The organism is Microbispora sp. CA-135349, from assembly GCF_050947365.1.
Lineage (GTDB): Bacteria > Actinomycetota > Actinomycetes > Streptosporangiales > Streptosporangiaceae > Microbispora.
The window spans coordinates 641308-654402 of the sequence record NZ_CP192001.1 but is presented as its reverse complement, the minus strand read 5'-3'; the positions used below and the strand labels follow the sequence as shown (position 1 = coordinate 654402).

Here is a 13095-nt window from a genome sequence, read left to right as displayed (position 1 = left end):
GGGTGGACGAGGCCCTCGTGCGCGGTCGGGGGCGGTCTTGTTCCACAGGAGTGGTCAGGGGCAGGGTGCTCACAGTGTCACGGGGAGCCGCCGGGTGGACGAGGCCCTCGTGCGCGGTCGGGGGCGGTCTTGTTCCACAGGAGTGGTCAGGGGCAGGGTGCTCACAGTGTCACGCGGACACGCTCGGCGCGTCCGCGCGACAGCAGCATGGCTCAAATGCCCCTTCCAGGGGGTCTACGCCGTTGCCGTCTGCTCCTGTTCTTCGGCGACCGCCTCGGGGGCGTCCATCCGGCCGAGGAGGGTGGCGATCGCGCCGAGCAGTGTGATGACGGTGCCGACGATCGCGCCGACGTGCAGGGCGGGGATGTAGTCGTTCGGGTCGGTTCTGCCGTCGAGCGAGGCGCTCACGCCCGTGGCCACCAGGGCGAGGCCAAGCCCACCGCCGACCTGGAGGGCGGTCTGCTGGATGCCGGCCGCCAAACCCTGCTGTGAGATACCGACCCCGGTCACGCCGCCGATGGCGTAGGTCGGGTAGGCGTTGCCCACGCCGAGACCCAGGCAGATGATCGATGAGGGCAGCAGCACGGTGGCGTAGCCGGTGTCGACGTCGACAAGGGCCAACATGAGGAATCCGACCGCGACCAGGAACAGGCCGGCGAGGCTGCCGGTGATCCGCATGCCATAGCGGCGAATGAGGGCCGGCGCCATGTAGCGGGATACGAGCGCGGACACCGCCGCCGCCGGCAGCAGCGCCAGACCGGTCTTCAGCGGCGAGTAGTGCAAAACCTCCTGCGTGTAAAGGGTGACCACGTAGGAGTAGCCGAACGGGGCGGCCAGCACGGCCAGCGACGAGATGTCGGCGTTGCGGAGGGTCGGCATCCGGAAGATCCCCAGGGGCAGAAGGGGATCGGGGTGCTTGGCCTCGTTGACGACGAACGCGATCAGCAGGACCACGGCGGCGACCGCGGAGGCGATGATCAGAGGCACTGGGACAATGTGGTCGGCGATCTGCGTGACGGCGAACGCGATGAGCAGTAGACCGGCGGTGCCGAGCACGCCGCCGAGCAGATCGTAGCGGCGCGAGCGGTCACGGGTCTCGGCGCTGCGGGGGATGACACGGACCGCGATGATCAGCGTGGCGGCCACGATCGGGACCTTCACGAAGAAGATCCAGCGCCAGTTGAGCAGGTCGGTGAGGACGCCGCCGAGGATCAGTCCGGCGGAGAACCCGGAGGCGGCGGCCGCGGAGAAGACGCCGAAGGCGCGGTTGCGCTCGTGGCCCTCGGCGAACGTGCCGGCGATGATCGCGACGCTGGAGGGCACGGTGAGAGCGGCGCCGATGCCCTGGACGGCGCGGGCGAGGATGACCACAACCGCGTTCGGCGACAGCCCGGCGACCAGTGACATGACGCCGAAGATGGTCAGGCCGAAAAGGAAGACGCGGCGGGCGCTCAGCAGGTCGGCGGCGCGGCCACCGAACAGAAGGAAACCGGCGTAGGTGAGGACGTAGGCGTTGACGGTCCACTGCACGCCGGCCGTGGACAAGTCGAGGCTTCCGCGGATGTCGGGGAGCGCGACCTGAGTGATGGACAGATCCAGAGCGTCGAGCAGGATCGCCGTGGACACCACGAGCAGGACCAACGAGGAGTGCCGGCCGGCTCGCTCCTCGAAAGGAACGCCCCTGACACCGTCGCCGGCCGAGTCCGTGCCCTGGCTCATGACAGCTCCTTGTTCACGATATTCCCTCGGTTCCGATTGTCATCGATTTCTAATCTCGGTTGCCGGAAATTGCGTAGGCAAATGTGAATGTTGGGGGCGGCGCCGCGCATTCGGTGAATTGAGGGCTCCCACGCTAGCGGCATGCTCGGCCGCGTGCACCACCCACATGACACGGTTTCGGAGTGAATGAACAGGAAATCATTGTTATTCGCAGGCACCGCGACGGTAGCGTGACCGCCCGACGGGAGCATGAAGTTCGGGCATGCCGAACGGGAGTGACGGTGCGGGTTTCCGCGGCCGAGGCTCGCCACGCTGCAAAAGCTGTTGGTGCAAGAAGGCAATAAACGTGCGGCGCGCTCGCTGTCGCTGGTGCAGGACACCGACGAATCGCTTTCGGACTCCGCGGAACAGCCGCAGGGCGTCGCTGCGCGTACGTCCGATCTTCCTGGACCTGTTCCGGCCGGCCGATTTGCCGGCCATCGCTACCCAGATGGACACGATGATCATCGGCGTCGCCGACACGAGGTCACCGTCGCCGCGATGCCGGCCGATCCGTTCACCAAGGCCGAGCCGGGTGGCACTGGAACATTGACGATTCAGCTACGCGAGGCGATTGCCGATGCTCTTATCCGGTCAGGTCCTGCGACTTACCAGACGTGTGTCGAGCCTTCCGGCCGGCCGACGGCGATGGGGAGGAGGCGTACTGCAGCAAGCGCGGATACGCTCTCAGCGGTTCAGCGCGTGAGGTCCGGTTCCATGAACACGGTGGGGACCTTGTTGTCCGTCACGACGCGGCCGAGCAGGGCGGCGAGCGTGTCGCGCTCCTCCGGGGTGAACCGCGCGGTGAGCTCCTCGATCCGGCGGCAGGTCGCGGCGTAGAAGTCGGCCGCCAGCGTGGCTCCCTGCCCGGTGAGCGACACCCGCACCGCGCGGGAGTCCTGGGGGTCGGGCGTACGCTCGACCAGTCCGTTGCGCTCGCTGCGGTCCACCAGGCCGGTCAGGCTCGACTTGGCCAGACCGAGCATCGCGCCCAGCTCGCTCATGCCGTAAGGCTGCGCCATGAGGACGCACAACAACTGGCCCTGCTGCTGGGTGAGGCCGTACTCGCGGGCGGAATCCGTGTACACGGCATTCACCAGGAACGTGGACCGCACCAGCGCGGCCACCGTCCCGATCCGGCCGCCGTCATCCTTGCTCATTTGTCCAGAGTAACCAATTCGTGAGGCGAACTATCATTTCCCGTTCAGGCGAGGCCGTGCCGTACGGCGTAGAGCGCCGCCTGGGTGCGGTCCTGCACGCCGAGCTTCATCAGCACGTTGGAGACATGCGTCTTCACCGTCTTCTCCGCCACCGTGAGCTCGCGGGCGATCTCGCGGTTCGACCGCCCGGCGGCGAGCAGCCGCAGCACCTCGCGTTCGCGGTCGGTCAGGGCGGCGGCCTCGGCCGGCTCTCCGGACGCGCGGGTCAGCATCGCCTCGGCCGCCTCGGGCGCCAGCAGGACCTGGCCGCCGTGCACGGCCCTGATGGCCTGGACCAGCGCGGCCGGATCGACGTCCTTGTAGAGGAAACCGGACGCGCCCGCCCGCATGGCCGGGGCCACGTCGCCCCGGTCGCTGACCGAGGTGAGCACGATCACTCGCACCTCCCGGCCGGACAGCTCCGTGAGCGCGCCGAGGCCGTCGAGCACCGGCATCTTCAGATCGAGCAGCAGCACGTCGGGGGCGAGCGCGGCGGTCATCTCGACGGCCTCGGCGCCGTCGGCCGCCTCCCCCACGACGCTGATGTCATCCTGGATCTCCAGGAACGTACGCAGGCCCTGCCGTACGACGGGGTGGTCGTCGGCGATGAGCACGCGGATCACGCGGGCACCCCCAGTCGGACGATGAGCACGCGGATCACGCGGGCACCTCCAGTCGTACGGTCGTGCCGCGGCCGGGCGCGGAGGAGACCGACAGCGTGCCGCCGACGGCCTGGGCCCGGTCGCTCATGGACGGCAGCCCCAAGCCGCGCATCCCGGCCCCGCTGAATCCGGCGCTGTCGAACCCGACGCCGTCGTCGTTCACTTCCAGTACGAGCCCGGCCGTGTCGTGGGCGAGCCGTACGCCGATGCGTGCGGCACGGGCGTGCCGTACGGCGTTGTGCAGCGCCTCCTGCGCGACGCGGAGCACGGCGACCTCGATCTCGGGCGCCAGATCGGCGGGCGGCTCCCCCTCGGCGGAGAACGTGACCGTCACGGGGTGCAGGCGGTCGAGCAGGGCCGCCTGCTTGCGCAGGCTCTCCACCAGGCCGTGCCGGTCCAGCTCGGCCGGGCGCAGCTCCACGATCACCGCGCGCAGCTCGGTCAGCGCCTCTCCCGCCATCCGTTCGACCCGTTCGATCGCCTCGGCCGCCCGCTCGGGGTCCGTACGGGCGAGCGCGGCGGCGGCCCGCGCGGTCAGCCGCAGCGAGAACAGCTTCTGGCTGACGGCGTCGTGCAGCTCGCGGGCCATCCTCGTGCGTTCCTCGACGACCGTGAGCTCACGCCCCCGCTCGTACAGCCGGGCGTTGGTGAGGGCGATGGCGGCGTGCGCCGCGAACAACGTCAGCAGTTCCTCGTCGGCCTGGTCGAATCCGCCGGGCCTGCGCTTGTTGGACAGGAAGATGATGCCGAGCACCGTGCCGCCGTCCATGATCGGCACACCCAGGAAGTCCTTGAGGATGGGGTGGGCCTTCGGCCACCACTCGAATCGGGGGTCCTTGCGGATGTCGGCCAGCCGCACCGGCGTCCCCTCGCGGAGCATCGCGCCGAGCATGCCGTGCTGGCGCGGGGTGGGACCTATGGCGGCCCACTGCTCGTCCGAGATGCCCTCGGCCACGAACTCGGCGAACGCGCCGTCGTCGTCGGGCACGCCGAGCGCGGCGTACTTCGCGTCGAGCAGCCGCGCCGCCGAGCGCACGATCACCTGGAGAACCTCGCGGACCGACAGGTGCCGGGTGACGGCGAGCACGGCCGAGCTGACCGCGTGCAGCACGGCGTCGCGGTCCCGCACGTCGTCCGCGGACGCGTCACCGCCGGGCGCGGGGAGGGCCTTTCCGGCCGCGGAGACGGTCTTGCCGGCCGCCTTGGAGACGGCCGGCGTGAGCGCGGCACCAGCCGGCTCGGGCGAGGAACGGGCCTTTTCTGGCACCGCGTCGGCAGGCTCGGGCACGGACCCAGACTAGGTCCCGCGCCCGGTGGGCCGCGTCGGCCGCCGGTCCTAGACCCAACTGCCGAGCGACGGCCGGGCCTCGGCCCGATGTGTGCCTGACGTGCCGATTCCTAGCGTGAGGCACATGAAGCACGCACTCATCACCGGAGCGTCGCGAGGGCTGGGACTGGCTCTCGCCAAGGCGCTCGCCGCCGACGGCTGGTCGCTCCTGCTCACCGCGCGCGGCGAGGAGGACCTGATGTCGGCGGCCTTCGACCTCGGCGCCCGGGCCATCCCCGGAGACGTCGCCGACCCCGCGCACGCGGCCAGGCTCGCCGAGGCCGTGCCCGAGCTGGATCTCCTGGTGAACAACGCGAGCGGGCTCGGGCCCGCCCCGCTGCCCAGGCTCGCCGACTATCCGCTCGACGCGCTGCGCGCGCTGTTCGAGACCAACGTGATCGCGCCGCTCGCGCTGGTGCAGGCGACGTTGCCCGCACTGCGCAAGCGGCGGGGCGCCATCCTCAACATCTCCTCGGACGCCGCCGTCGAGGCGTACGAGGGCTGGGGCGGCTACGGCGCCACCAAGGCCGCGCTCGACCAGGTCTCGAACGTCCTCGCCGCCGAGGAGCCCGACGTGGCGGTCTGGTGGGTGGACCCCGGCGAGATGCGCACCCGCATGCTGGCGGACGCCGTCGGCCCGGAGGAGGCGGGGGCGGCGCCTCCGCCCGAGAGCGTGGTCCCTGCGCTGCTGCGCCTCGTGGGCACCCGCCCCGCCCCGGGCCGCTTCACCCGGGGAGAGCTGACATGACCGCCCCCGGCCCTCACGCCGCCACCCGGACCCGGACCGGGACCGGGACCGGGTCCCCCGCGGCAACCCCCGCGACCGCCACCCCTGGCCCCGCGGGCGACCCGGACGCGAGGCAGGCCCGGGGCGAGGCAGGCCTCGGGACGCCGCCCGCCGACGTCAGGCCGTACGGGCCGGAGGGGTCGTTCGAGTTCACGCTGACGACCCCGCTGGAGGCGCACGAGCCGCCGGAGGCGCGCGGACTGCGCCGCGACGACGTCAGGTTGCTGGTGTCCCGCCGCGACACCGGCGAGATCTCCCACCACGTCTTCGCCGACCTGCCGTCGCTGCTGTCCCCCGGCGACCTGCTGGTGGTCAACAACTCCGCCACCCTGCCCGCGGCGGTACGGCTCGACCGGCTGGCCGTCCACTTCTCCGGCCGGCTCGCGTCAGGCGAGTGGCTGGTCGAGCTGCGCCGCCGTACGGCGACGGCGACGGAGCCCTACTCCGGCGCGGCGCCCGGGGAATGGCTGCCGTTGCCGGGAGGGGCCACGCTGCGCCTGCTGGCGCAGGAGACGCCGCGCCTCTGGCGCGCCCACCTGGATCGCGACGTGCTCGCCTACCTCGCCGCGTACGGGGTGCCCATCCGGTACGGCTACGTGAGGCGCGACTGGCCGCTCGCCGACTACCAGACGGTCTTCGGGGTCGAGCCGGGCAGCGCGGAGATGCCCAGCGCCGGCCGGCCGTTCACCCCGGACCTCGTCACCGCCCTGGTCGCCCGGGGGATCGGCGTCGCCCCGATCACACTGCACACCGGGGTCGCGTCCCCGGAGAAGGACGAGCCGCCCTACCCCGAGTGGTTCTCGGTCTCTCCGTGGACGGCCCGGCTGGTGAACATCACCCGAGAACACGGGGGCCGGGTGATCGCCGTCGGCACGACCGTCGTCAGGGCTCTGGAGACGGCGGCGCTGGAGACGCCTCCCCTGACCCCGGACCCGGCCGCAGAGCCGAGGGCGGACAGAACCACGGAGCCGGGGGCGGGCAGGGGCACGGTGCGGGCGGTGTCGGGCTGGACCTCGCACGTCGTCACACCGGCGGAGGGCGTACGGGTGGTGGACGGCCTGATCACGGGCCTGCACGAGCCCCGCTCCAGCCACCTGATGATGCTGTCGGCGATAACCGGGACCGGCGTGCTGGCCCGCTCGTACGAAGCGGCGCTCGATGAGGGCTACCTCTGGCACGAGTTCGGCGACAGCCATCTCATCGTGTGATACGTGATCAAACCGTGATCTCGATCGTCAAGGCTGACCGCATGCGTACCCCCATCGGCAAGCCGACCGCGCTGCTGGCCGTGCCACTGGCCGCGGGCGCGCTGGTCGCCTTCGGCGCGCCCGCCTCCGCCGCGACCACCGCGACAGCCGCGACAACGGCGTCCACGTCGTCCACGTCGTCCACGGCGGCGTCGGCACCCGTCCGCATCCAGGTCAGCTATCCCTACAGCGTCCGTGCCGGGCGTGTGGTCTCGTTCAAGGTCAGGCTCGTCAACAACCTCAGGACCAGGACCGACGAGATCTTCCTCGCGGTCAAGTTCCCCAAGAACGTCACCAAGACCCGTATCTACGTCCCGCACGGCACCAACTACCACGAGCACTGCACGCGGGAGCGGACCCGCGCGCTGTGCGTACTGCCCGGTCTCAAGAAGGGCAAGAGCTACACGTTCTGGGCGAAGGCCCAGGTGAGCGGGTCGGCCCGCGGCAAGCTCTACGGCTACTTCGGCGGCGCGGTTGTCGACACGTCGACGAACACCGACCCCAGGGAGCTGCTCAGCGAGTTCGGCGACAGCATCGGCTGGGTGAAGTCGAAGAGCTCGATCACCCGCTGAGATCCGTCCGTCGTTCACGGCGCCCGCCCGGCCTCCCCGGGCAGGCGCCGACGATCGTGTGACCGCCCCCGTCAGGCCGCCGCGACCTGCTCCGCGGGCTCGAAGAGCCCCGTTCTCACCTGGGCCTCGGCGATCCGCGCCAGCACCGCCCGCGCCTCCGCCCGGTGCGCCCGCCCACCGAGCGCGATCGATCCGTTCAGCCGTACGGCGGGGAAGACCGTCACCTCCGCGACGAGGTCCCGGGTCGCGACGATTCGCAGGACGGACGCGAGCAGCGTGTCGTCCCCGACGTACGACGGCCGGGTGGAAAGGGCGGCCCGCTCCCCTGTGTTCCCCTGAACCGCTGCGTTTCCGTGAACCGCCGTGCTTCCCTGAACCCCTGTTTTTCCGTGAACCGCGGTGCCTCCGTGAACCGCGGTGCCCTCCAGGAAACGCAGCGCCACCGGCCGTACGGGCACCCCCGCGTCGAGCGCCGCCTGGAACATCGCGGGCCGGAAGCGGCCCATCCCCCGTCCGCACCACGTGGTGCCTTCGGGAAACCCGGCCACGCTCTCGCCGCCCCGCAGCGCGGCGGTCATGGCCGCGACGACCCCGGGAAGGGCCGACAGCCTGTCCCTGTCGATGAACAGCGCTCCGCCCCCGGCGGCGAGCGTACCGACGATCGGCCACCTGCCCACCTCCGCCTTGGCCAGCGGGCGGCAGGCGAAGGTCGCCGTGATGATGAGCGGGTCGAGCCAGGAGACGTGGTTGCCGACGACCAGGGCGGGCCCGTCCTCCTCGGGCACGGCTCGCGCCCGCGCCGAGCCCCCGAGACAGGAGAACCCGCGGCGCGTCACGATCGTGACGCCGAGGGCCCGCAACAGCAGACGCGACCAGCGCGCCGTGATCGCCCCGCGCCGTGCCGTACGCCCCAGTGTGAGCGCGATCGGCAAACCGGCGAGCAGCACGGCGGCCGCGCCCGTCAGGCGGGCGGCCCGGCGCAGGGGACCGGCCGTACGCGCCTGCGTGCGGAGGCAGACATCCGGCGCGCAGGGAGAGACGGGCAGCCAGGCGGAGGAGGCCGCCGGCGGGTGCGCGACGCCGCTCACCGTGTCCGTCCGAGGAAATGCCGCAGGTAGCGAGGGTCGGCGTCGGCCACCGAGAGCAGCACGAAGAAGTCGGCGGTGCCGAAGTCCGGGTCGTGCGCGGGAGCGCCGCAGATCCACGCGCCGAGACGCAGGTAGCCGCGCAGCAGCGGCGGCAGCACGAACCGGTCGGGGCGGGAGATCCCGGCGTCGCGCCAGGGCCGGTGCGGCGTGACCCGATACTCCTGCGGCCCCAACTCGACCCGGTCGACGACCCCGGCGGCCACCGCGCCGCCGTCGTCCAGGGGCACCGAGCAGCAGCCCGCGAGCCAGGCGTGCCCGCGGCTGGTCATGTAGTGCGCGATCCCGGCCCACATCAGGGCGACGACCGCCCCGCCGCGATGGTCGGGGTGCACGCACGTACGCCCGGCCTCGACCAGGTCGCCGCGCAGGCCCCGCAACGCGCCGAGGTCGAACTCGGAGTCGGAGTAGAGCCGGTCGGAACGGCCCGGCGGCAGCAGGCGGTAGGTGCCGACCACCGTGTTCCCCTCGCGGACGAGGAGATGGTCGCAGTACGCGTCAAGCGGTTCGGCGTCGAGTCCGTTCAGAGGGGAGTCGAGCCGGGCGCCCATTTCCCCGGCGAACACCTCATACCGCAGGCGCTGGGCGGCGCGCAGGTCGGCGGCGTTCTCGGCGAGCCCGACGGTGTAGCGGCCGGAGTCGCCGGAACGGCCGGGGCCAGGGGAGAGCCCGGGGCCACCGGAGCCCCCCGGGTCATGGGAGTGCCCGGAGCCAGGAGAGTCCAGGGAGACCGTCATGCGCGTCACGTCCTTCCTCGGGATGCGTCGGCAGCACCGGTGGGACCGGTGGGGCCGGCCCGGCACGGAGCCGGGGGCACCGCACCCGAGAGGAGATCGCGTGCCCGCGCCTCCTCGGGTCCCGGCCTGCTCCGCGGCCCACCACCATGACGACATGCGGAAATGACAGCGGACCCTCAGAGCGGGGGCATGAAGGCGTCCGCATCGTGAACCTCGTGCGCGCTCATGACAAGCCGCACAGTAACCTCAAACAACGTGAACCAGCGCACGCTCCTGATCACGCTGACCGGTCCGGATCGCCCGGGCGTCACCTCGAGGCTGTTCTCCGTGCTGGCCGGGTTTCCGGTCGTCGTGGCCGACGTGGAGCAGGTAGTCATCCGTGGACGCCTCACTTTGGGCGTGCTCGTCGCTTACGCCGGGGGGCCACCGACCGGCACCGGAGGCACGATCGGCGGCCTGTGGACGGCCGTCGAGCAGGTCGCCGCCGACCTCGACATGGACCTGGAGATCGCGACCGGCACGACCTCCAAGGAGAAGCGGCGGCGCGGGCGACTGCACGTCACCGTCCTGGGCGCGCCGCTGTTGCCCGCCGCCATGGCCGGGATCTCCGGCCGGATCGCGGCGAGCGGCGCGAACATCGACAGGATCGAACGGCTGTCGAGCTATCCCGTCACGTGCATAGAGCTGGCCGTGTCCGGCGCCGACCCTCAGGCGTTGCGGGCGGAGCTGGCCGCCGAGGCGGCCGCCCAGCAGGTGGACGTGGCCGTGCAGCGCAGCGGCCTGCACCGCCGCGCCAAGCGCCTCATCGTGATGGACGTCGACTCGACGCTGATCCAGAACGAGGTCATCGAGCTGCTGGCCAAGCACGCCGGCTGCCTGGACGAGGTCGCCCGGGTCACCGACGAGGCCATGCGCGGCGAGCTCGACTTCGCCGAGTCGCTGGTCAGGCGCGTCGCGCTGCTCGAAGGGCTGTCGGAGGAGGTCTTCGAGAGGGTCGTCAAGGAGGTCGTCCTCACCCCCGGGGCGCGCACGCTGGTGCGGACCCTCAAGCGGCTGGACTACCGCTTCGCGATCGTCAGCGGCGGCTTCACCCAGATCACCGACTCCCTCGTGGCCGACCTCGGCATCGACTACTCGGCCGCCAACACCCTTGAGGTCCTGAACGGCCGGCTCACCGGCCGCGTCGTCGGTGAGATCGTGGACCGGCCGGGCAAGGCCCGCGCCCTGGAGCGCTTCGCGGCCGAGGCGGGGATCCCGCTGAGCCAGACCGTCGCGATCGGCGACGGCGCGAACGACCTCGACATGTTCGCCGCCGCGGGTCTCGGCATCGCCTTCAACGCCAAGCCGATCGTCCGGCAGGCGGCCGACACCGCGGTCAACGTGCCGTACCTCGACTCGATCCTCTACCTGCTCGGCATCTCCCGCGAGGAGGTGGAGGCGGCCGACGCCGAGGACGGCATGCCGCCCGCCCTGACCTGAGGGGTCACGACGGCGGGGTGGCGAACGCCCCGGCCGCCGCCGTGCACAGCCGTACGGCGTCGGCGTCCAGCGAGCGCAACGCCTGGTCGACGGCGGCGGTGCGCAGCAGCGCCCGTCCCGAGCCCGGCTCTGTGGCGGCCGTCCCCGGGCTCGGCTCGGTCGCGGCCGTCTCCAGTTCGGTGAGCCGGCGCTCGGCCTGGGCGCCGACCCGCACGGCGTCGTCCGCGAGCCCCCGGCTCACGTCCGCCGCCGGCTCGTACGGCTCCCGCCCCCGCACGGCCTGTGCGGCGGCCCGCAGGTGGCCGGCCACGGCGTCCAGGACGTCGGGGACCGGCCCGGCGCCGGTCGGCTCGTCGCGGAGCACCGAGATCAGCGTCAGAAGGTCGTCGCGGACCCGCTGGGCGGCCTCCAGGGCCTCGTCGACGGCGTCGGGGGCCGTGCCGCCGGGCTCCTTGGCGATGTAGCCGAGCGCCCCGGCGACCATCTCGGCGTCCACCGCGGCCTTCCTGATCCGCTCCTCGGCCCGCTCGGCACCGGTCTTCCCCCGGGCCAGCTGCGCGAGCGTCCGGGCGACCGCCGCGTGGGAGTCGAGCATCCGGCCGAGCCGCTCGGCCAGCCGTTCCGTCTCTCCCCGTGGCCACAACAGCCGCGCGCACGCGATGGCGATGACGCCGCCGACGACGGTCAGCACGACCCGCGACTCGGCGATCTTCGCGGTCTGCGGCACCTGGAAGTCGAGCAGCAGCAGCACGCACATCGTCATGAACGTCGCCCAGTAGGCCTGGTGGGTCGGGGCCAGTCCGAACGCCAGCGCGGCCGACACCCCGATCAGCGCGACGAGCGACCAGTGACCGGGCGCGACGTTCAGGATGGCGGCCGAGACCAGCCCGCCCGCCGTACTGCCGCCAACCCGCCACCACACCTTCGCGCGCGTCTCGCCGTACGTCGGCTGGATGGTGACCAGCACCGCGATCACCAGCCAGTGCGGGAACGCGGGCTTGAACAGCACGATGACGATCGAGGCGAAGGCGGTGCCGAGCACGACCCGCAGGGCGTGCCGCACGCGCGGGTCGTCGAAGGCGAGCGACGGGGGAGCCGCCAGGGTGGCCAGGTCGAGAGCGGGGCCGAGAGCGGGGCCGAGGCCGGGCGCGCACAGCCGGCCGGCCGCCTCGGCGGAGCCGTCGAGCGCCTCCTGGACCCGCCCGGCGCTGTGGGCGATCTGGCGGAGGAGGACGAGCACGACCATCTCGCGCTCGCCGCCCGCGGTCCGCTCGCGCAGCCGGTCCACCCGGTCGCCGAAGTCCACGACGGACACCTGCTCGGGCGGGCAGTCGGCCAGATACGCCCGCAGTGCCGCGGACATCGAGTCCACGAGGCCGCCGAGCCCCACCTCGTCCGCCGCGCCGGGCGCCCGTCGCGCCAGCGTGTCGTACAGCCCGCGCAACGCGATGATCTCGTGGAACACCCGGCGCAGCGCGATCGCGACGTCCTCGGCCGCCCGCGACCGCTCCCACCGCAGGCGGCGGGCCCGTGCCGTACGGATCTCGGCGATCGCGTCGGAGGCCTTCCTGCGGCGCTCGTCCCACTCGTCCTGCCCCACCGCGGGATCGGCCACCGCCTCGACCAGCCCGGCCAGGGTGTCGGCCGTCTCGCCCAATATCGTGACGATCGGCCGGGTGCGCCGCCACGGCCAGGACAGCGTGAGCAGGACGGCCGCCAGCAGGCCGCCGAGCAGTTGCAGGCCCGTGTGCGGCAGGGGGTCGAGCGGCAGCGGATTGGCCGCGGTCAGCAGCAGCGTGAGCGCCGGGGTGACGCCGATCGGGCGCACCAGGCCGCCGAGCCCGGCCAGGGCCGAGGCGACCAGAACCATGAGCCAGCTGCTCCCCGACAGCAGGATCCCCAGCGACGTCCCCACGCCGACCGACAGCACGACCCCGAACAGGTACGGCGTGCGCACGCCCGCGGGGTTCGCTATGGCCCGCCCCGCGACCAGCCACGCGCCGAGGCCGACGGTCGCGCCGCCCGCGGGATGACCGGTGAGCAGGCCCGTGAGTAGCGGGATCACCAGGCAGGCGGCCCCGGTCAGGCCGAAGCCGAGCGCGAGGCGCGGATCCTCCAGCCTCGGCGCCCTGGCGAGCACGACGTTCCTGAGCGGCAGGCGCTTCTTACTACCCGCGTTCCC

The 13095-nt window shown here is 72.3% G+C and carries 11 protein-coding genes; 4 read left to right on the top strand and 7 right to left on the bottom strand.

Annotated features, from left to right (window positions below):
* Positions 1-234: 234 nt before the first annotated feature.
* The 4 genes from ACQPZZ_RS03160 to ACQPZZ_RS03145 form a co-directional block, all read right to left on the bottom strand.
* Complete coding sequence (locus tag ACQPZZ_RS03160) at positions 235-1719, bottom strand: MFS transporter (protein WP_432928762.1); 1485 nt, start codon at positions 1717-1719, stop codon at positions 235-237.
* A gap of 734 nt (positions 1720-2453) precedes the next feature.
* Positions 2454-2918: a MarR family winged helix-turn-helix transcriptional regulator gene (locus tag ACQPZZ_RS03155; protein ID WP_432928760.1), complete on the bottom strand. Its 465-nt coding sequence runs from the start codon at positions 2916-2918 to the stop codon at positions 2454-2456.
* Between the two features lie 44 nt (positions 2919-2962).
* Positions 2963-3580: a response regulator gene (locus ACQPZZ_RS03150; protein ID WP_432928758.1), complete on the bottom strand. Its 618-nt coding sequence runs from the start codon at positions 3578-3580 to the stop codon at positions 2963-2965.
* A 34-nt stretch (positions 3581-3614) separates the two neighbouring features.
* Positions 3615-4907: a GAF domain-containing sensor histidine kinase gene (locus tag ACQPZZ_RS03145; protein ID WP_432928756.1), complete on the bottom strand. Its 1293-nt coding sequence runs from the start codon at positions 4905-4907 to the stop codon at positions 3615-3617.
* A gap of 124 nt (positions 4908-5031) precedes the next feature.
* On the opposite strand from ACQPZZ_RS03145, the gene ACQPZZ_RS03140 reads away from it, so the two are divergent.
* Genes ACQPZZ_RS03140 through ACQPZZ_RS03130 form a run of 3 tightly spaced genes read left to right on the top strand, consistent with a single transcriptional unit; the run spans position 5032 to position 7552 of the window.
* Positions 5032-5694, top strand: a complete 663-nt coding sequence (locus ACQPZZ_RS03140) for an SDR family NAD(P)-dependent oxidoreductase (protein ID WP_432928754.1) — start codon at positions 5032-5034, stop codon at positions 5692-5694.
* Complete coding sequence (locus ACQPZZ_RS03135) at positions 5691-6941, top strand: S-adenosylmethionine:tRNA ribosyltransferase-isomerase (protein ID WP_432928752.1); 1251 nt, start codon at positions 5691-5693, stop codon at positions 6939-6941. The genes ACQPZZ_RS03140 and ACQPZZ_RS03135 overlap by 4 nt, the downstream gene beginning before the upstream one ends.
* Before the next feature lie 41 nt (positions 6942-6982).
* Positions 6983-7552 (top strand): hypothetical protein, encoded by a 570-nt coding sequence (locus ACQPZZ_RS03130; protein WP_432928750.1) that lies wholly within the window; start codon positions 6983-6985, stop codon positions 7550-7552.
* 71 nt (positions 7553-7623) lie between these two features.
* Here ACQPZZ_RS03130 and ACQPZZ_RS03125 read toward each other — a convergent pair whose 3' ends face one another.
* Both ACQPZZ_RS03125 and ACQPZZ_RS03120 read right to left on the bottom strand, forming a co-directional pair.
* Positions 7624-8640: a lysophospholipid acyltransferase family protein gene (locus ACQPZZ_RS03125; RefSeq protein WP_432928748.1), complete on the bottom strand. Its 1017-nt coding sequence runs from the start codon at positions 8638-8640 to the stop codon at positions 7624-7626.
* Positions 8637-9434, bottom strand: a complete 798-nt coding sequence (locus tag ACQPZZ_RS03120) for a GNAT family N-acetyltransferase (protein WP_432928746.1) — start codon at positions 9432-9434, stop codon at positions 8637-8639. Before ACQPZZ_RS03120 ends, ACQPZZ_RS03125 begins: the two co-directional genes overlap by 4 nt.
* 255 nt (positions 9435-9689) lie before the next feature.
* Between ACQPZZ_RS03120 and serB the strand changes: the two genes are divergently transcribed.
* Positions 9690-10913, top strand: a complete 1224-nt coding sequence (serB, locus tag ACQPZZ_RS03115; RefSeq protein ID WP_432928744.1) for a phosphoserine phosphatase SerB — start codon at positions 9690-9692, stop codon at positions 10911-10913.
* Between the two features lie 4 nt (positions 10914-10917).
* Here the strand turns inward: serB and ACQPZZ_RS03110 are convergent, their stop codons facing one another.
* Positions 10918-13053 (bottom strand): FUSC family protein, encoded by a 2136-nt coding sequence (locus ACQPZZ_RS03110; RefSeq protein WP_432928742.1) that lies wholly within the window; start codon positions 13051-13053, stop codon positions 10918-10920.
* Between the last annotated feature and the right edge of the window lie 42 nt (positions 13054-13095).

Bases quoted from the DNA above. Each gene is read 5' to 3' on its own strand.
- ACQPZZ_RS03160 (WP_432928762.1), bottom strand. From the start codon at position 1,719: ATGAGCCAGGGCACGGACTCGGCCGGCGACGGTGTCAGGGGCGTTCCT.
- ACQPZZ_RS03155 (WP_432928760.1), bottom strand. From the start codon at position 2,918: ATGAGCAAGGATGACGGCGGCCGGATCGGGACGGTGGCCGCGCTGGTG.
- ACQPZZ_RS03140 (WP_432928754.1), top strand. From the start codon at position 5,032: ATGAAGCACGCACTCATCACCGGAGCGTCGCGAGGGCTGGGACTGGCT.
- ACQPZZ_RS03135 (WP_432928752.1), top strand. From the start codon at position 5,691: ATGACCGCCCCCGGCCCTCACGCCGCCACCCGGACCCGGACCGGGACC.
- ACQPZZ_RS03130 (WP_432928750.1), top strand. From the start codon at position 6,983: ATGCGTACCCCCATCGGCAAGCCGACCGCGCTGCTGGCCGTGCCACTG.
- ACQPZZ_RS03120 (WP_432928746.1), bottom strand. From the start codon at position 9,434: ATGACGGTCTCCCTGGACTCTCCTGGCTCCGGGCACTCCCATGACCCG.